Annotated in this window: 15 protein-coding genes; 13 read left to right on the forward strand and 2 right to left on the reverse strand. The window is 64.0% G+C overall.

Annotated elements, in window-relative coordinates; genetic code table 11:
* Positions 1-4 precede the first annotated feature (4 nt).
* The 12 genes from BLW27_RS00335 (at position 5) to BLW27_RS00390 (ending at position 11,740) form a co-directional block, all read left to right on the forward strand.
* Positions 5-1,435 (forward strand): mannose-1-phosphate guanylyltransferase/mannose-6-phosphate isomerase, encoded by a 1,431-nt coding sequence (locus tag BLW27_RS00335; protein WP_089877523.1) that lies wholly within the window; start codon positions 5-7, stop codon positions 1,433-1,435.
* Positions 1,436-1,607: 172 nt separating this feature from the next.
* Entirely contained in the window at positions 1,608-2,930 is a 1,323-nt protein-coding gene (locus BLW27_RS00340) for a UDP-glucose dehydrogenase family protein (protein ID WP_089877526.1), read from the forward strand.
* 96 nt (positions 2,931-3,026) lie between these two features.
* Positions 3,027-4,061, forward strand: coding sequence for a UDP-glucose 4-epimerase GalE (galE, locus tag BLW27_RS00345; RefSeq protein ID WP_089877529.1), 1,035 nt, complete (start codon positions 3,027-3,029; stop codon positions 4,059-4,061).
* 347 nt (positions 4,062-4,408) lie between these two features.
* Complete coding sequence (locus BLW27_RS21590) at positions 4,409-4,585, forward strand: hypothetical protein (protein WP_245710723.1); 177 nt, start codon at positions 4,409-4,411, stop codon at positions 4,583-4,585.
* Positions 4,569-4,799 carry a hypothetical protein gene (locus BLW27_RS00350; protein ID WP_342708023.1) on the forward strand — a complete coding sequence of 77 codons (231 nt, stop codon included), beginning with the start codon at positions 4,569-4,571 and terminating at the stop codon, positions 4,797-4,799. Before BLW27_RS21590 ends, BLW27_RS00350 begins: the two co-directional genes overlap by 17 nt.
* Positions 4,800-5,034: 235 nt before the next feature.
* Complete coding sequence (locus tag BLW27_RS00360) at positions 5,035-5,973, forward strand: NAD-dependent epimerase/dehydratase family protein (RefSeq protein WP_089877534.1); 939 nt, start codon at positions 5,035-5,037, stop codon at positions 5,971-5,973.
* A complete protein-coding gene (locus tag BLW27_RS00365; protein ID WP_089877537.1) occupies positions 5,970-6,809 on the forward strand; it encodes a sugar phosphate isomerase/epimerase family protein in 840 nt (279 codons plus the stop codon). Before BLW27_RS00360 ends, BLW27_RS00365 begins: the two co-directional genes overlap by 4 nt.
* Complete coding sequence (locus BLW27_RS00370; RefSeq protein ID WP_143042184.1) at positions 6,806-7,831, forward strand: hypothetical protein; 1,026 nt, start codon at positions 6,806-6,808, stop codon at positions 7,829-7,831. The genes BLW27_RS00365 and BLW27_RS00370 overlap by 4 nt, the downstream gene beginning before the upstream one ends.
* Positions 7,828-8,970, forward strand: a complete 1,143-nt coding sequence (locus BLW27_RS00375; protein WP_089877545.1) for an FAD-dependent oxidoreductase — start codon at positions 7,828-7,830, stop codon at positions 8,968-8,970. The genes BLW27_RS00370 and BLW27_RS00375 overlap by 4 nt, the downstream gene beginning before the upstream one ends.
* The gene (locus BLW27_RS00380) at positions 8,967-9,365 is read left to right on the forward strand and encodes a GtrA family protein (RefSeq protein WP_089877548.1); all 399 of its coding nucleotides are present in this window, start codon (positions 8,967-8,969) and stop codon (positions 9,363-9,365) included. Before BLW27_RS00375 ends, BLW27_RS00380 begins: the two co-directional genes overlap by 4 nt.
* Positions 9,362-10,192: a glycosyltransferase family 2 protein gene (locus BLW27_RS00385; RefSeq protein WP_089877551.1), complete on the forward strand. Its 831-nt coding sequence runs from the start codon at positions 9,362-9,364 to the stop codon at positions 10,190-10,192. The genes BLW27_RS00380 and BLW27_RS00385 overlap by 4 nt, the downstream gene beginning before the upstream one ends.
* Before the next feature lie 96 nt (positions 10,193-10,288).
* Positions 10,289-11,740, forward strand: coding sequence for a hypothetical protein (locus BLW27_RS00390; protein WP_089877554.1), 1,452 nt, complete (start codon positions 10,289-10,291; stop codon positions 11,738-11,740).
* A gap of 882 nt (positions 11,741-12,622) precedes the next feature.
* Here the strand turns inward: BLW27_RS00390 and BLW27_RS00395 are convergent.
* A complete protein-coding gene (locus BLW27_RS00395; protein WP_089877557.1) occupies positions 12,623-14,812 on the reverse strand; it encodes a polysaccharide biosynthesis tyrosine autokinase in 2,190 nt (729 codons plus the stop codon).
* 97 nt (positions 14,813-14,909) lie between these two features.
* Here BLW27_RS00395 and BLW27_RS00400 point away from each other — a divergent pair, with 97 nt between their 5' ends.
* Positions 14,910-15,836: a class I SAM-dependent methyltransferase gene (locus BLW27_RS00400; protein WP_245710746.1), complete on the forward strand. Its 927-nt coding sequence runs from the start codon at positions 14,910-14,912 to the stop codon at positions 15,834-15,836.
* A gap of 37 nt (positions 15,837-15,873) precedes the next feature.
* On the opposite strand, the gene BLW27_RS00405 is transcribed toward BLW27_RS00400, so the two are convergent.
* Entirely contained in the window at positions 15,874-18,483 is a 2,610-nt protein-coding gene (locus BLW27_RS00405) for a glycosyl hydrolase family 28-related protein (protein ID WP_177177783.1), read from the reverse strand.
* Between the last annotated feature and the right edge of the window lie 76 nt (positions 18,484-18,559).

Raw genomic sequence — 18,559 nt, forward strand, 5'->3', positions numbered from 1 at the left:
GGCCATGACCGACCTCATCCACCCCCTGCTGCTGTGCGGCGGGTCCGGCACGCGGCTCTGGCCGCTGTCGCGGAAAAGCTTTCCCAAGCAGTTCACGCAGCTGATCGGCGACGAAAGCCTGTTCCAGGCCTCGGCGCGCCGTCTGTCCGGCCCCGGCTTCGCACCCCCGCTGGTGGTGACGGCCTCGGACTTCCGCTTCATCGTCACCGAGCAGCTGGCCGGGATCGAGACCGCCGCCGCCGCCACGCTGATCGAGCCCGAGGGCCGCAACACCGCGCCCGCGATCCTGGCGGGCGCGCTGGTTCTGGCGGCCGAAGACCCCGCCGCGCTGATGCTGGTTGCACCCTCCGACCACGTCATTCCCGATGCCGCACGCTTCCGCGAAGCGGTGCAGGCCGCCGCGCCCGAGGCCCGCAGCGGTCGCCTGGTGACATTCGGCATTCGTCCGGACCGGGCCGAGACCGGCTATGGCTGGCTCGAGCTCAGCCGCGACCCCGGCGACTTCGCCCCCGAGGCCCAGCCGCTTCAGGCATTCGTCGAAAAGCCCGACGCCGCGACCGCGCAGGCCATGCTGGACGGTGGCCGGCACCTGTGGAACGCGGGCATCTTCCTGCTGCGCGCGGATGCGCTGATCGCCGCGTTCGAAACCCATGCCCCCGCGATGCTGGCCGGCGTGCGCGACGCGGTGGCGCGCGCCACGCGCGACCTTGGCTTCACCCGCCTCGCCCCGGATGCATGGGCAGGGCTGGACGACATCTCGATCGACTACGCGGTGATGGAGAAAGCCGACAGCCTGTCGGTCGTGCCTTACGCCGGCGCGTGGTCAGACCTTGGCGGCTGGGACGCGGTCTGGCGCGAACAGGGCCCCGACGACCACGGCGTCGTCACCACCGGCCCTGCCACCGCGATCGACTGCGAAGGAACGCTGCTGCGCGCGGAACACGAAGGCCAGGCGCTGGTAGGCATAGGCTTGCGGGACATGATCGCCGTGGCCATGCCCGACGCTGTCCTGGTGGCGCCGCGCGACCGGGCGCAGGACGTGAAGAAGGCCGTCGCGGCACTCAAGGCCAAGGGCCTGCCTCAGGCCGAGGCGCTGCCGCGCGATTTCCGCCCCTGGGGCTGGTTCGAAAGCCTGGTGGTCGGCCCGCGCTTCCAGGTCAAGCGCATCCATGTCCATCCCGGCGCGGCACTCAGCCTGCAAAGCCACCACCACCGGGCCGAGCACTGGATCGTCGTGCAGGGCACCGCCAAGGTCACGATCGACGACGAGGTCAGGCTGGTGACCGAGAACCAGTCGGTCTACATCCCGCTCGGCGCCGTGCACCGCATGGAGAACCCCGGCAAGGTCAACATGGTGCTGATCGAGGTGCAGACCGGCTCGTACCTCGGCGAGGACGACATCCTGCGCTTCGAGGACGTCTACGCCCGCACATGAGAGAGTGTTCATCACCCCTTCGGGATGCGGCCCCGCCCCGATCCCCGCCAAGGCTTAGCCGTGGCGCGTACGTGCGACTTCAATGGTCAGGCAGGGCTCTGACGGACCGTGGCTTGACACTTGCTGCCCTACGCGGGAAGCGTCTGCAAAACGCTGCCAAGGAAGATTTCACATGAAGATTGCGGTAATCGGGACGGGTTACGTGGGCCTGGTTTCCGGAGTGTGTTTTTCCGACTTCGGGCACGAGGTCGTCTGCGTGGACAAGGACTCGCGCAAGATCGAGATGCTCGAGAAAGGCAAAGTGCCGATCTACGAGCCCGGACTCGACCGCTTGATGGAGCGCAACGTCGAGACGGGGCGCCTGTCCTTCACCATAGACCTAAACGCGGCGATCGATGGTTCCGAGGCGGTATTCATCGCCGTCGGCACCCCCACCCGGCGCGGCGACGGTCATGCCGACCTGACCTACGTCATGGCCGCAGCTGAAGAGATTGCGAAGGCGGCGAAGGACTATGTCGTTATCGTCACGAAATCCACAGTACCGGTCGGCACCAACCGCAAGGTCGCCGAGGTGGTGCGTGCCGCGAACCCCGACCTTGATTTCGACGTCGCGTCGAACCCGGAATTCTTGCGCGAAGGCGCCGCGATCGACGATTTCATGAAGCCCGACCGTGTCGTCGTCGGCGTTGAAACCGATCGCGCCGCTGCCGTCATGGCAAGCATCTACCGCCCGCTCTACCTGCGCGAATTCCCGATCATCACCACCGATCTCGAATCCGCCGAGATGACGAAATACGCCGCCAACGCCTTTCTCGCCACCAAGATCACCTTCATCAACGAGATCGCCGCGCTGTGCGAGAAGGTCGGCGCGGACGTGAAACAGGTGGCGCGTGGCATGGGGCTCGACAACCGGATTGGCAACAAGTTCCTGCACGCAGGGCCCGGCTACGGCGGTTCGTGCTTTCCCAAGGACACCAAGGCGTTGGCCCGCACCGCGCAGGAATATGCCTCGCCGATCCAGCTGGTCGAAACGGTCATCAAGGTCAACGAAGAGGTCAAGCGTCGCATGGTGGACAAGCTGCTGGATCTCTGCGACGGCAGCTTCAACGGCAAGTGCGTCGCCGTGCTGGGCGTGACCTTCAAGCCCAACACCGACGACATGCGCGATGCCCCTGCCCTGACCATCGTGCCGGCACTTGTCGGCGGCGGGTCCACGGTACGAGTCTGCGATCCCCAGGGCCGCCGCGAGGGCGAAGCACTGCTGCCCAGCGTCAGCTGGGAAGACGATCCCTACGCCGCCGCCGACGGCGCCGACCTAGTCGTAATACTGACTGAGTGGAACGAGTTCCGGGCCTTGGATCTCAGCGCGCTGGCAAAACGGATGCGCACACCCCGGCTGGGCGACCTGCGCAACGTCTACACTGCCGAGGATGCGCAGAAGGCCGGTTTCCAAGCCTATGTCAGCATCGGCCGCGCCGACCTGATTCCTGGGTGACGGCAGTGGTCGCGACGATTCTCCCCGTCGCGGCACCCCCGCGGCGCCTCGCCCGGCCCGGCCGGAACCGAAGCAGAAGAACATGGATGTGCGGCTATGCCGAATGACGAGAAACCAGTGCTGGTCACCGGTGGCGCCGGATATATCGGCAGCCATACGTGCAAGGCGCTCGCCGCTGCGGGCTACACGCCGATCACCTACGACTCGCTGTGTCGCGGCAACGCGTGGGCGGTCCGCTACGGTCCGCTCGAGGTCGGCGACCTGATGGACGGGGAACGGCTGCGCGACGTGATCCACAAACACGCGCCGATCGGCGTGATCCACTTCGCGGCCTTCTCGTACGTCGGAGAGTCGACGGGCGATCCGCTGCTGTACTACCGCAACAATGTCGCCGGCACCGCAACGCTGCTGCGTGCCATGCAGGTCGAAGGGATCAAGCGCTTCGTCTTCTCATCGACCTGCGCGACCTACGGCACGCCCGAACGAACCCCGATCGACGAGGACTGCCCGCAACGCCCGATCAACCCCTATGGCCACAGCAAGCTGATGGTCGAACAGATCATGAGGGACTGCGCCCGGGCGGGACATCTGGACGCCATCGCGCTGCGGTATTTCAACGCCGCCGGCGCCGACGCCGCGGCTGAGATAGGCGAGGCGCACAACCCGGAAACGCACCTGATCCCGCTGGCTCTCGGCGCCGCGAAGGGCACCTGTCCGCCGCTGACGGTCTTCGGCGACGACCACGATACGCCCGACGGAACCTGCATCCGGGACTACATCCATGTTTCGGACCTTTCCGATGCCCATGTGGCGGCGCTGGCGCGGACCGGAAAAGGGCCGGGTTTCGACGCGCTCAACCTAGGGACGGGAACCGGCGTTTCCGTGAGAGACGTGATCGATATGACGCGCGAGATCACTGGCCGCGAAGTGCCTCATAGCTACGGACCACGGCGCAAAGGCGATCCCTCCGCGCTGGTCGCGGACCCGTCGCGTGCGTTCGCGACTCTGGACTGGAAGCCGTCCCACTCGGACCTTAGCAACATCCTTCAAACTGCATGGGCGTGGATGGAACGTGAACGACGGATGCCGCCGACGACTCGGCTGGCTCAGGCTGCCAAGGGCGCGCGATAGGCTGACCCGCTTGTTGCTGCCGGTCTCCCGCGGCACTCCGTCCTTCAGCAGGATGACGCAGGGGAGGATTGCAGAGCCAAGGCTAGGTTCGCCGCCGCCGCCGAACGCGCCCGCACGGCAATAACGGTGGAGGCGGATCCGACCGTCTACCGAACGACTTGCGTAAACACACTCAATAAGGCTGCCGCATTTCGTTGCGCGGATGGGCTTCCGCAACTTCGGCTTGTTCTCGGCATTTTCTCGAATGGCCGTATGCCGGATGCTCTTTCGGTTTTGCCTACATTGTGGCACCCTCATGTAGAGATGACGCGCCCCGGCCGCCGAATGGCGGCCCCGATGGCTAGTCTTTGCCCTGCGCCAGGATGAGCCGCCGGCGGCTCAGGGAGCTCAAGGACGAGAGTGTCAAGCTGAAGAAGCTGCTGGCCGAGCCGATGCTCTACAACGCGATCGTGAAGGACGGATGCCCCGGCGTTGCCGAGGTTCAGCAGGCACCCTTCGGACAGCAGGATGATCTGGTTACCTAAGAGCACCTGCTGCGCGCGGGCCAATACCGGGGTCTCGGCCTCGATCGACGGGGCGGGGCGGGTGCTTGCCTCGCTCGACCTCGGGCAGGTGGGATACGCTGACGCGCCCCTGCCGCCGCCGCTGCGGGTCACGGCCGACAGCCGGACCGGCGACTGGCCGCTCGCAGGCGCAATCGCCGCGGCGCTTGTGCTTGGCAGGCGCAAAAGCTTTTGACCGCCCAGCCGCGCCCGCGTAACCGGGAATAATACAAATAGTGCCGCCACAACGGCTTCCTCGCGTGGCGACGAAAACACCAACGGAGCGTTCATTTCCCGACAAGATTACACGTTTACTTCGGAGTCCGTTTCCGAAGGCCACCCGGATAAGGTCTGCGGCCAGGGGGCTCGAGGGACTTGCGCCGAGCCGGTGCCCCGAACTATCAGGTAGCTTCAGGAGTTTGGAGACGGGTATGGATGCGCTAGTAGGACATACGGGCTTCGTCGGAAGCACGCTTCGTTCGCAGCATGGGTTCGACGCGCTCTTCAACAGCTCCAACATAGACGAGATCGCGGACGGACCATTCGATGGCGTGGTCTGTGCTGCGGCGCCGGGCTCGATGTTCGAGGCCAACCGGTTTCCCGACAGAGACCTGGAAAAGGTCGAAGGGTTGATCGAACGGCTCGATCGTGTGGCGACCAAGCGGTTCGTGCTCGTCTCGTCGATCGCGGTGCTCGAGGATTTCGCCGCCGGGCTGGACGAAACGACCACGCGGTTCCAGAACGAGCTGGCCTATGGCCGGCACCGTCGGCGGCTCGAGACTTTTTGCGCGGACCGTTTCGACGACTGCCTCATCCTGCGGCTTCCAGCGCTTTTCGGCTCGGGCCTGCGGAAGAATTTCATGTTCGACCTGCTGAACCCCATGCCTTCGATGCTGACCGAAGGTCGATACGCCGGGATCCTTGGGGTCGACGAGGCGATCGCGGGCTATTATCGGCACGACCCAGAGTCCGGGATGTACCACCTCGACCGCGCGTCCTACGACCGCGGCAAGCGGCGGCCGGACATGGACGCGGCCGTGAAGGCAGCGGGACTGTCGGCGATCCAGTTCCACGCGCCCGACAGCACCCACCAGTTCTACGACACCAGCCGCCTGTGGTCCGATATCGAGCTCGCGACGCAGCACGGGCTACCCTTGGTGCACTTGGCGACCGAACCGGTGCGTGTCGGCGCGATCTACGAACGCTTGGCCAAGGAAGCGATGCCGGCGACCGGCGCGAAGGTGCATCACGAGGACATGCGCACGGTCCACGCCGACCTGTGGAACAAGTCGGGCCCGTACCTGATGGACGGCGACGAGGTGATGATGCGGCTGGCGGCGTTCCACACCGCCGCAACGGTGGCGCGGTGATTCCTGCCATTTCGAATATCGCGTGGTCGCCGGACCAGCGCGCCGAAGCCTACGACCTGATGGCCGGGTGCGGGGTCACGGGTCTTGAGATCGCGCCGGGCCTGTTCTTCCATTCCGCCGCCGATCCCTTCGTTCCCGATGCCGCCGAAGCGCGCCGTGCGATGTCCGAGGCCGAAAGCCGCGGGCTTCGGCTCGTGTCAATGCAGTCGCTGCTGTTCGGCGTCGAAGGCGCGGCGCTGTTCGGCAATGCCGAGGCGCGCGAAACGTTCGAGCACGGCATGACGCGGGCGATCGGACTGGCCGGGCGGTTCGACATTCCCAACATGGTCTTCGGATCGCCGCGCCAGCGCTGTATCCCCGAAGGAATGACGCCCGGCCCCGCGCAAGAGCGCGCGATCGACACGTTCCGGCGCTTGGGCGACCGCGCCGAACGCGCCGGAACGGTCATCACGGTCGAGGCGAATCCGGCGCGTTACGGCACGAACTTCCTCAACACCTTCGACGAGGCCGCCGATTTCGTGGCGCGGGTGGATCACCCGCGGATTCGCATGATCCTCGACATGGGCGCCATGCACCTGAACGAGCAGATCGGGCTCGCGGCCGATCGGGCCCGGGACCATTCGGGCCGGATCCACCACGTCCATGTCAGCGAGCCGCATCTGGCCCCCGCCCCGGCCGACATCGCCCCCCTGTCCCGTGTGCTGGACGCTCTTTCCGATTCAGGCTACGAGGGAGCAGTTTCTGTAGAGATGGCGCGTTCCGACGGCGGGCTGACGGCCGTGAAGGAAAGTCTGGTGAAACTTGCGCTGGCCATTTCGGGGAGGGCCCCGGCATGACGACCCATCTTCGGACTGCCGATGTTGTGGCGCGCCAGGATGTCCTGTTGTCGGTGTGTCTTGCGGATCTGCCCCAGACCAAAGCGGCGCATCGCGCCGTGCGCGAATTTGCGCGCACCCTGGACGCCCGCTTCAGGTTCCGCGAAATCATCCTGATCGCGGACGAGGACCGGCGCGAAGCTTTCCTGCCCCTGGTGCGGGATGTTCCGAACGTGCGCCTGTTCCTGGTGCGGTCGGGTCTGGAACATTATGAACGCAGGGTCATTGCGGCGGAAGAGGCGATCGGCGACGTCATCCTGATGGCGAATGCGGCCGAACTGGCCAGCATCGATGCCCTGAGGATGATCGAGCGTGCGGCCGACGAAGGTTTGTTGATCGTGGGCCTGCGGCCGGAGCAAGCCAGCCTTGGCCGGATCGTATCGGCCCCCGTTGCCGCGCTTGGACATGCCGCGGGCTTCAAGGTGGGCGTTCGCGACATGCAGACTATGGCGGTGCCGCGAACGTTGCTGAACCAGATCCTCAGCCACGCCCACCCCGAGCTTGCCCTTCGGTTCCCGCCGCGCGACACGCGACTGCCCTTGGGTTTCGAGACGGTCAGGGAGGGCATGGTTCCGGCGCATGCTCCGGGACAGCTGCGCCGCCGCCTCATGCTCATCGACAAGCTTCTGGTACATCTGGCGCCAAGAGTGCTTCTGCTGGTGACTCTTTCTTCGGGACTGCTCAGCCTGCTGGGGCTGGCCTACATCTTTTACGTCCTCGGCGTCTGGGTGTTCGTCTCCGACATCGAGCCGGGCTGGTTGACGATCTCGGCCATGCAGGGGTTCATCGCGGGGTTCATGGGTCTCGCCGTGCTCGGGCTCAGCCTGGGGCTTCAGCATCTGCTCGCGCTGATGCGGAACGACCGACTGGACAGTGTTACCGAAGAGGTCGCCAAGGTCGATCTGTTCCAGCAGGTTGCTCATGAACTGAACGTCGACCTGAACGACGAGGCCACCACGTCGGGCACGGCCGGGAACCGATGACCGTTTCCGATCGGACCCATGACATCTTGATCGTCGGTGGCGGGTTCTACGGATGTTGCCTCGCACTGTTCATGCGTTCGCTGTCGCTGCGGGTCCTTCTCGTCGAAAGCGAGGAAACCTTGATGCACCGAGCGTCCCGCATCAACCAGGCCCGCATCCACACCGGTTTCCACTATCCGCGCTCGGCCTTGACGGCGATCCGGTCGATGGCGCTGCACCACCGTTTCATGGCCGATTTTTCCGAAGCGGTCGTCGATGACTTCCAGATGCTCTACGCGATCTCGCGGCAGCGCTCGAAGGTATCGGCAAAGCGCTTCTACCGGATGTTCGAGGAAATGGGCGCGCCGATCCGTCCGGCCTCGGCCGCACAGGCGGCGCTTTTCGACGACACGCGGGTGGAAGGAGTGTTCGCCTGCACCGAAACCGCGTTCGACTATACGATCTTGCGCCAGTTGCTGAGTGAGCGGCTTGCTCGCGGGGGGGTGACCGTCATGACCGGAACGCAGGTCACGGCGCTGGCCGACGGGCCCGAGCGGGTGGTGGCCGGCCTTTCCACGGGGGCCGAGGTGACGGCCGCCTACGCGTTCAACGTCACGTATTCTAGGATCAACGCCGTTCTCGACATGGCCGGACTGCCACGGGCGCCCCTGAAACACGAACTGGCCGAACTGGCCCTTGTCGATCCGCCCGAGGAGCTGCGGGGCTACGCGATCACGCTGATGGACGGCCCGTTCTTTTCCTTCACCCCCTTCCCGGCGGAAAATACCTACTGCCTGACCCATGTCCGCTACACGCCGCACGAAAGCTGGAAGGACGACGAGCCCGAGGTTCACCTCGCCGAGCCGCAGGCGCGGGACACGCAGGTCCGCCACATGATCAACGACGGGAAACGCTATCTCCCGAGCCTGGCGCGCGCGACCTACAAGCACTCGTTCTACGAGGTGAAGACCGTGCTGATGAAGAACGAGCGCGACGACGGGCGACCGATCCTGTTCCAGCGGAATCCGGCCGGAAGCCGCGTCATCTCGATCCTCGGAGGCAAGGTCGACAACATCTACGACCTGTTCGACCTCGTCCGCCAGACCAGCCCGGAATTCGCGGGCGCCACGATCGCGCCGGTCCGGGGCAGCGCGGTATGACGGTCGCCGGGCGCTTCCTTGCGGTGGCGGTGGTGGGCGTGGTGCTCGACATCGCCGTGGCCTACCTGTTGGCCGACCAGCTTGGCCTAGCCCTGTGGTTGGCGGCGGCGATTGGCTTTGTGACCGCCGCGTCGGTCAATTACGTCATTCACGAAACCTGGACCTTCGGATCGGGCGGATCGCTGTCCCTGCAGCGTGGGGGGCAGTATCTCACGACCTGTACCGTCGCGCTTGGCGTGCGATTGGCAGCGGTCGCCGGGCTGAGCGCGCTCGACGCAGGACTGCCGGAACTCGTCATCTTGATCTGCGGCGCGGCAGCGTCCTTCGCCGTCAATTACAACGTGAGCCGCTACCTGATCTTTTCAGCCGATTCGACGAAGAAGGGCAGCCGATGAACCGACCGGAACCAAGCGCTCCCGTCACCCAGCACACAGGCCGGGAAGTTCCGACCTTCGAGGTCCGAACCTTCGCGGAAAAGCGGCACGCCTACGCCCTGGTGATCCCCGTCATCAACGAAGGCGACCGGGTCCGCGACCAGCTGGAGCGGATCCGCGATCTGGCGCCCGAGGTGGACGTAATCGTGGCCGACGGCGGATCGACCGATGGATCGCTCGACGATGCGTTCGTGTCTGGCGCCGGCGTGCGGGCCGTCCTCGTCAAGATCGGTCCGGGCAAGCTGAGCGCGCAATTGCGGATGGCCTATGCGTGGTGCCTCGACGAAGGGTATCGCGGTATCATTACGGTGGACGGGAACGGAAAGGACGGGGTCGATGCGATCCCCCAGTTCATCGCCAAACTCGACAAGGGCTATGACTATGTGCAGGGATCACGGTATCTGCCGGGGGGGGCGGCGATCAACACGCCGACCGAGCGAACCATTGCCAACCGGCTGATCCACGCCCCGCTTCTGAGCCTTGCCGGCCGCCGCTGGCTGACGGACACGACAAACGGATTTCGCGCATACTCGGCCCGTTATCTGCTCGACGAGAACGTGCAACCGTTCCGCGGCATCTTCCAGAACTACGAGCTTCTCTTCTACCTCACAGTGCGCGCGGGCCAGCTCGGCTATCGGGTCGCCCAAGTTCCCGTGCGCCGCGTCTACCCTGGGAAAACGGCTGTCCCGACCAAGATAACCGGGGTCGGCGGAAAGCTCCGGGTTCTGCGCCAGACAATCGATGCCGCGCGGGGCAAGTATGCCCCGCCTCGCGAGACTCGAAGCTAGGGCCGTCTGATGTCAACCAGTTCCGGGGACGGCTCTCCGAATCTTGCGCCAGCTGGAGTTCTGAGATCCGTGTGGACGTCTGACAATTTGGCTCGCTTGGCCCTGATCGTCCTAGTCCTGGTGTCGATCCTGCGGCTATCGCAAAGGTCGATCGGTCTCGACGAGGGAATGCTGCTGACGAACCTGTTCCATGCCGGCGGGCTGCAGGATCTGTTCGGTCCGATGCCGTTCTACGACCAGGCGCAGCCAGTGCTTGCCTCGGCGTTCCACCAGGCGATGCTGTTCGTGACCGAGGACGTCTGGGCGCTTCGAGTGATGTCGGCGATGGCGGTGGGGCTGTCGTCGGTGCTTTCGATCCGCGTCCTGAGGGCCGAGCGGGCGCCGTGGCTTGCCATTACGCTGGCTGCAGGAGCTTTCCTGGGGCCACTTGCCTATTATGCAACCGAGATCAAGCACTACGCGCTCGAACTCGTGCAGGCCTTCTTCCTAGTCTACACCTTCCACCTTTTCTATCAGCGGCGCATCACGCTTCAAGCTTTCGCCGTCATCGCGGCGATTTCTGCGTTCCTCGGCTTTTCCACGCTGATCCCCACTGTCCTGAGCATCGCGTTCTGCGTTGCTCTTCAACTTCGCACCAGCGGCACGAGCGCGGCGATGGTTCAGTGGCCCGGTCTTGCCGTCTCGGCCGTGCTCCTCGCCCTCAACTACCTTAGCCTCAAGTACTTGACGCGGGAACAGCTTGAGGTTCCGGCCTATGCTTCGGACGGGCTTCTTGCCGACCTGGGCGTTCTGGCCGTGGCGCTGGGCAGCGCCCACGGCGGGGTCATTTCGGTGATCGCGCTGGTGATCGCGCTGGTCTCGATCCTCGCGCGCCGCGGCTCTCGGTTCGCGGTCCGGTTGGGTCTGCTCTTCATCGCCTTCTGCGTTGCGATCCTGTTGGGTAAGATGACGGGCGTCTATCCGGTCATCAGCGCCCGGCATGTAATCTGGACGACGCCGTTCGCCCTGACGCTCGTGGGGCTGTTTCTGGCGACGGAACTGCAAGCCCGCGGTAAAACCCCGCTCGTTCTCGTCGTCGGCGGCCTGTGCTCGATCGCGGCGTTCTGGGAGACGGGCAGAATCATGATCGACGACGGAGCCGTGGAATTCGCGGACAACGAGGCGCTTTACAGGCATCTCGCTTCGCTTCCCCCGCAGGAAATCGGTCTCTACCCCTACGCGGTGCCGTCGCTCGATTACTACGCCCGCCACATTTCTGGGCTGGAGCGTCACACGTATATTGGCCGACGCGTCTATCCCAGCGGCACGAGGTTCGATCAGGCGGAGTTCGACGGGCTGGCCGAGGGACTTGAGGGCATCGAGGGGTCGCGCCGCCTATACGTCGTTTCACACCTTCCGTCCTCGGTTGATCCCCCAGACGCCGGCACAAGGCGCGTGAACCGCCTGGAGGACGCGTTACGCGCGCGCGGCTGCGCGTGGAGCGAAGAGTTCGCGGGCCGGAGGGTCAGCCTGCTGATGGTCTACTGCCGTCCCGAACCGTCCCGCTGAGCCCATGGATGCCGCGGGACAACCGGCCGAGACGCGAGCGGCCTCGCATTTGAGGCGGAGGATGTCCGCGCTGGCTCAAGGGTGAATCCCGGCGATGCGACCGGCTCGCAGAGCCGTTCCGGGGTTGAGCCATAAAGCACTGTCGAGCCACCGCCTGATCACGCCATCATCACCTTTGCCGTCGGGTACACGTGGCCGGTGCCGGTGGGCGGATCGTGGCATGGGGCTGGCCGCCGCGCTTCTGATCGCGGAGTCAGCGTTTCTCGCCACGCGAGCGTCTGCGTATAGCCCTACAAGTTTCTGATCACCGCCATTGAGGTCACGGTTGCCGCCTCTCCGACGGCAGCCCGCTAAGTCTGTTTCTCGTGGCTCTAGGCCTGCCGCGAGACGTGGGTCAATCTTCCCTTCGCGCCTGGACTCGGGGCTTTGAGCATCATCCGTCCCGCGGCGCGGGGAAGGGGTGGCCTACCCGGCGACAGGAGGCGCCTTCTTCGCGGCGTTGATACTGAAGTCGGCCTTCTACCGGGTCGACTACGGCGACTGGCTGGACCGGGTGCATGTCGACTTGAACCATCGGCGGACGTGCCGGTACCCCGTCCCCTCGCCTCTCCCTTGCGCAAGGGCGACAGTTGGCTACGCCCGCTGACGCGACCTTCCCTGCGTTGCTGTCACCCGTTTATATCGTGACCCCAATCGGCCTCGTAGCGGCACCCTTCGCCGAATGCCGCTGGAGCCCCAAAGACCGCTGGGCCGTCGTCTATTTGGGGATCGGAACCTTGAGCCCATATGCTCTCTGAAAGCGCGCTGAACCTCGAGAACTACCGCTGTTTCCCGATCCCCGGAATCAGGATTGCGGCATGGGCGCGGCTGATCCGCTCCGGATCAGCTTTCGTAATAGGAACTTCCATAGCCGGCATAGCTGCCGTATTTCCCGCCATAACCGTAGCGTTTCATCCCGGCCGGGCTGATCTGGCTCAGCACCAAGCCGGTCACACTGATGTTGACCGTCGAGAGCTGACGCAGCGCTTCCCTGACTTGTACCCGGCTGGTGCGGTCCCAAGCAACGTTGAAGACGACCGTGTCCGCATACTGGCCTATCACCCGCGCGTCGGGCACGATCAGAACCGGCGGGGTGTCGATCACGACATAGTCGTAATGCGCCTGGAGCGTTCCAAGGAATCGCTTGAACTTGGCGGAAGAAAACACGTCGGCGGCGTTTTGGGCGATCTTTTCGCCCAAAATCACGTCCACGTCGAGCCTTGGGTCGCGTATGATGAACTTGGCTATCTCCTCCATCGAGGCGTCGGTCTGCAACGCGGAGCCAATGCCTTCCGCGGTATTCACGTCCTTGCGGAAATACTGGTTCAACGTCCGCCGCCGCACGTCGCCTTCTATCAGAATCACTTTCTTGTCCAGACCAGCCAGGTTGTGCGCTAGGGCTATGGCCTGGGTGGTCTTACCCTCACCCGGTAGCGACGAGGTCGACATAATGATCTGCGAAGGCTTGTCGGGCGAGGACAGCAAGATCGAGGTGCGAAGGTTGCGGATCGCCTCTGCTGCGGCCGAAGTCGGCTTGTCGTTGAAATAGGTGATGAGCTGGTTGCGCCGCTTGATCGGCATGAGCGGGATCTGGCCCAGGACCGACCGTCCCGTACTCGTCTCCAGTTCCTCGGCGCTGCGATAGCCTTTGTTGCCAAGCTGACGTGCCAGCACGATAGCGGCTCCCACCAAAAGCCCCAGGATCAGCGACAACATCAGAATCCGGGATTTGTTCGGCGACACGTAGTTTCCCATGATCGCCTCGGACAGGACGCGACTGTCGGCCTGGGCTGTCCCCCGCTGCACGGTGGCCTCCTTCAGACGCGTCAGGAAGGTCTCGTAGAGAGTCCGCGTCGTCTGGATCTCGCGCTCGATCTGCTGCAACTGAGAAACTTCGTCTGACTGTGCTTCCACCTGACCCTCGAGCCGCTCGACGGAGGGCATCAAGGTTTCCAGCCTTTGCCGCTGTCGCGTAAGGGAATTGTCGAGTTGGTCGGTCAGGAGGTCGAGCCGAGCCTCGATGGCCGAGGTGTCGCTACCGTCGCGGACCAGTGCCGACAACGTGTTGTCGTCAAAGATGCTGTCCAAGCCGAGGTAGTCCTGCTCCGCACGCAGAGCTGCGATCTGCGACAGGCGAGCCTCGGCCTCCGAAATCTCGCTGGCCACGGCTTCGGCCCGTTCGCGAGCGACGATCAACTGCCGGTTCAACGCTTCGAGGCCCTCGAGCGAGACGAGATCGACCTGTGTCCGCAGAGCCTTGAGTTCGCTTTCGCGATTCCGAAGCTCCTCCTCGAGTTCGACGACGCGTGTGCTCAACCAGGTCACTGCGCTCTCGGTGGCCGAGAACTTCTGATCGATCTGATTTTCGATGTATAGTTCAGCCAACGTGTTGGCCATCACCATGGATTTGCGCGGGCTTTGCGTCGTGACCGAGATGTCGAAAACGTAGGTGTTGCGCTGCACGTTGGCCGCAACCGCCCGCCGTACAGCGCCGATGGTGGCGTTCATGCCCGGAGGGGCCGAGACTGCCGGTTCCTCCTCGGTTTCGACGAGAGGTTCGATCCCTGCCCCTCTGGGTTCGGGGAGTGCAGGGAGATCGAACGGCAGCTGGTCGATGGCCGCAGCCACGACTTTTCTCAGCGAGAAGGCCGGCGCGGGACGAAGACTGCTGTTGAATTCGGGATCGGCCAACAGGTTCAGCTCCTGCACGAGCTGGCGGATGAGGCCGCGCGAACGGATTACCTCAATCTCGGTGTTCAAGGCGGCATCGTCAGTGGACGCGCCGGAAACGAGAGCTTCGATGTCAACGACGGGTTCGTTGCGAAGCTCGAGCGCGAGAGACGTGGTGGATCGGTAGGTCGGCACCGCGACGAAGAAGGCATAGTAGGCGCCAAGCAGCAAGGCCACAAGTGCGCAGGCGGCGAGAGCGAACTTGCGGCGCCACAAGGTACCGGCAAGCGCAAGCACGTCGAGCTCATCATCTCGCTCGGTTTGGAGCGATGACACGGGTTGGGCGGTGTGTTTTTGAAGCATATCGGCCAATTTGTCGTTTCTACCAGCCTTGGTAGATCGGTCTCTACCCCATGTCGCCAACCGGCGGAAGTGCACATCCCCACGGGGTTAGTCGTTGGTGAAGGCCGTCGATTCCCAAATGCCGCCCCGGGCAAGAAAACTGCCCTGTAATCGACGGATTCTCTTGATTATGTGTTCCGGAGGAAGGAAACCGTCTATCGCGAATTTGATCGCGTCATGCCGTCTGCCGAGCCGGAAACCGATAATCGAAGGCGGGAAAATCTATGTGGAGCGTGCCCCTGTGACGGCAAATTCGGATAACTGGCGACAGCATCTCTATGAAAACTACGTTTCCAGCGGCCAAGGCGGCACCGGCGCATCGGCGCGCTTCCGGCCGCAAAAGGCGGCTTATCAGGCCATCATCCGCAGGCACGTCCCGCAGGATCGGTCGACGCGCATACTGGATCTGGGGTGCGGGGCGGGGGGAATGCTCTATTTCCTGAAAGAGGCCGGCTACACCCGCCTGCACGGCGTCGACTATTCCGCGGAAATGGTCGAGCTGGCACATGGCGCTGGATTGCACGATGTGCAGGTCGGCGACCTGTTCCAGACGCTTGGCCAAACGCAGGATGGTAGCTTCGACGTCATTTTCACCATGGATGTGCTGGAACACATGACACGACGGAGCCTGTTCACGCTAGTGGCAGAGATGCGCCGAGTTCTGGCGCCGGGAGGGCGGGTGATCCTGCACGTTCCCAATGCTGCGGGCCTCTTCGGCAGCAAGATCCGGTATTCTGACTTGACCCACGAACTCGCGTTCACCGCCACGTCCTTGCGCCAACTCTTCCAAAGCCTTGGCTTCTCGCGGACGGAGTGTTTCGAGGACAGGCCCCTGCCCCGCGGTTTGATAAGGATGATGCGGGCGATAATCTGGGAGATCGGCACCCTGCCCCTGCGGCTCCTTCATGGGGCTGAGACCGGAAGTTTCGACTGTATTCTGTCGCAGAATCTGACAGCAGTCGCATACGCCCCCGACAAAGGCTGAAGAAGCGGGGCAGACCTGCCGCCTGCCCCGCCGAAAGTCACGTGCTTAGCAGCGTCCTGCGCACCATCTGGACGATCGGGATTCGGCGGGAATAGACCGCGTTGCCGCCCATGCTGATGGTCCCACTCGCATTGCTTCGCGACGCGACGACCGCGTTGGCCTCGGCGAACGGCCGGAACTCGTGCCGATTGATCGCCAGCGCGTCTCCCTCCGTGATGGAGGCCTCGATCTGGGTCGCGGTGCCGTCGTCGTCACCGACGCTGATCGTGGCGCTACCGGACGTCGTCGTGCCCCAAAGTGGACTCTGCACCGCATAGTAGCGGCTGTTCAGGATGAACGCCTGGAAGTTTGCCGGGTTGAACGCCTGTACGACGCCAGTTCCGCGCGCATTGACCGGCAGAAACTCGAACCCGCCGAAGCCGTCCGACACGTAACCTGTGACGGCATCGGCCGTGACCGTAAGCTCGGATCGCGTCCTGACGATGAACGCCTGCCCGCTGTTCCGGTCGATCAACACGTCACCGGGCAGCGGCCCCGCCTGGACGAACGTCGCGTCGGCCCGGCTGTTGAACGTGATGGTCCACGTTATGCCCGACACCGACGATGCCGACACCTGGTTCTGGTTCACGAGCGTGGCGGCGCCATCCAGGATCGGGACAGTCAGCCGGAAGTACTGCGGGCCCGTCGTCTCGCAATAAGGGCTGATTCCGTAGGCCCGTCCCCGTGGGTCTCTCGGTCCGACCTTGATCTTGGCCCGTGCGCCCGTGTCGACGTCATAGCTGTTCGTGCGGACACTGATGATCGTGGCCCGGCCGAGTCCGTTGCCGATGCTGACGTTGCCGGCGTTGTGCAGCAAAAGCCCGCCCAAGGTCGCGTTGCAACTGGCCCGGTCCGCCGCCGTGGCCGGGACGTCCGAGGGATCGAACTGGCACCCGTCGAATCGCAGGGCGCTCGGATCGCAGTCGAAAAACAGGTGTGTCGGGTGGTTCTTGAACTGGATGTTCTGGAAGTGAACCGACGCATCTCCGCCGAGAAACCGCCCGGCCCCCGGACTCAGAACCGACAGGGGAACGCCGTGATCCTTCCCCTGAAGACCGAAGCTCAGGTTGCCGTCAGCGAAGGTGATCGTCGCATCATCGGGGCCGCCGCCGCCGGAGATCTCACCGATCCGCCAAAGCTTCTCGCCGTGAAAGCCTTCGATCCGGGTCGGCCCCGTCCCACCGGGCTGCGCGGTGCCCCGGAACTCCACGAGGTTCACGATCGCGTCGAAGGAAAAGCCCGTCAGCACCCCGCCGAACGTGCCCGACTGCTTCCCGTGCTTGTTGTTCGTAAGCGCGCAGAAAAGCTGGTTGAAGATGACTTGCCTTCCGGTCACCGCGCGGGATTGGGAATTGCCGATCGAGATCCCGTATTTGCACCGCTGGATGCGGATATCCGCGAAATTCGAGAAGTCCGCGTTACCGTCGGCATCGCAAGGCTGCTGCGCGATAGCGGTGTTGAACCCGACGATCTCGACGTTCCGGATCGACGCTCGGCTGGTGAAGTTCTTGTTGTACTGCGGCACGTGCCCCAAGTAGCCCGGATAGGAAATGTCCGGGTACCCGCCCACTGGCTTTGCGCCCGCAAACGCGTCGATGGAAATGCCGGCATAAGGTGCGTGGCGGCTGTCGGCCGTCCCCGGATAGGTGACGTCGTCGACCCATGCGTCGGAATCGAAACTGTTGTCCGTCATCTGCGGCGTGCCGAGCGCCCGGCTCTTGATATGCGCGTCGAGCTTGCCCAGAACGGTAAAGCCTTGCACGACCGTCGCGCGGGCGCCCTGAATGTTGATCGCCGGCCGGTCGGAAAAATCGGCAACGATGGTCGTGCCACGGTTTGTCGTCATGCCGTTGTTGCACTCGCCCGCGCCCTCGAGGATCACGGACTGGAAGCCGATATTGAACGGCCCATCACTTCCCTTGAAGCCGTAGCCGACATGCAGGGTCTGGCTTATTCGATACCGCCCGGCAGGCACGAAGGCGACGCCGGAATGCGAGTCCCTGAAGTGAGACCCGAGGTAGGAGGCATCGATGCAGCCTTGGATCGCTGCCCAGGAATCCCGTACCCCCGTGGGATCGGCGCCGAATGCCAAGGCGTTGTAGCGGCCGGATCGGTCAGGCCGGGCGTTCAGCTTGATGCCGCCTGCCGTGGTCAGGTGGGCGTGCGGCTGCGAGGCCGGGACGATCTGGTAGACGAAACTTCCGTCCAAAATATGGACGAACTCCCCGGGTATGGCCGTGTAGCGATGCGAACGCCCTTCGTAGCACATGGTCCGACTCTCGAGGAGCGACCGGAGCGACCGGAACTTGTGGACGTGGCTCTCTTCCAGCGGGGACTGAATGAACACGCGACGGTCGGAGTAGATCAAAACGCCCCGGTTCGTCACGATGTCGACTCGGTAGACCCCATCGACCAGATAGCATGGCGGGAAGTTTCCCTCCGCGTCAGCTATCATGGGGTTTGCAACGATTCGCGTTAGCCCCGGATCGCCGTAGAGCGTACAGAGCCGCTCGCTGTTCTCGTGATACACGTAACGTTTTGCGCCAGCGTGGACTGAACCCTTGTCGTCGATTGCATGGTGGAGTTTGCTGATATTGATGAAACCCATGGGTCTCTCCCTGTGTCGCGACGGCCGGATCCCTGACCCATGCCGAAATGAGCACCGGCCGCGGACATGCGTCTTG

This window comes from Citreimonas salinaria (genome assembly GCF_900107235.1).
In the GTDB taxonomy this organism is placed as follows: Bacteria; Pseudomonadota; Alphaproteobacteria; order Rhodobacterales; family Rhodobacteraceae; genus Citreimonas; species Citreimonas salinaria.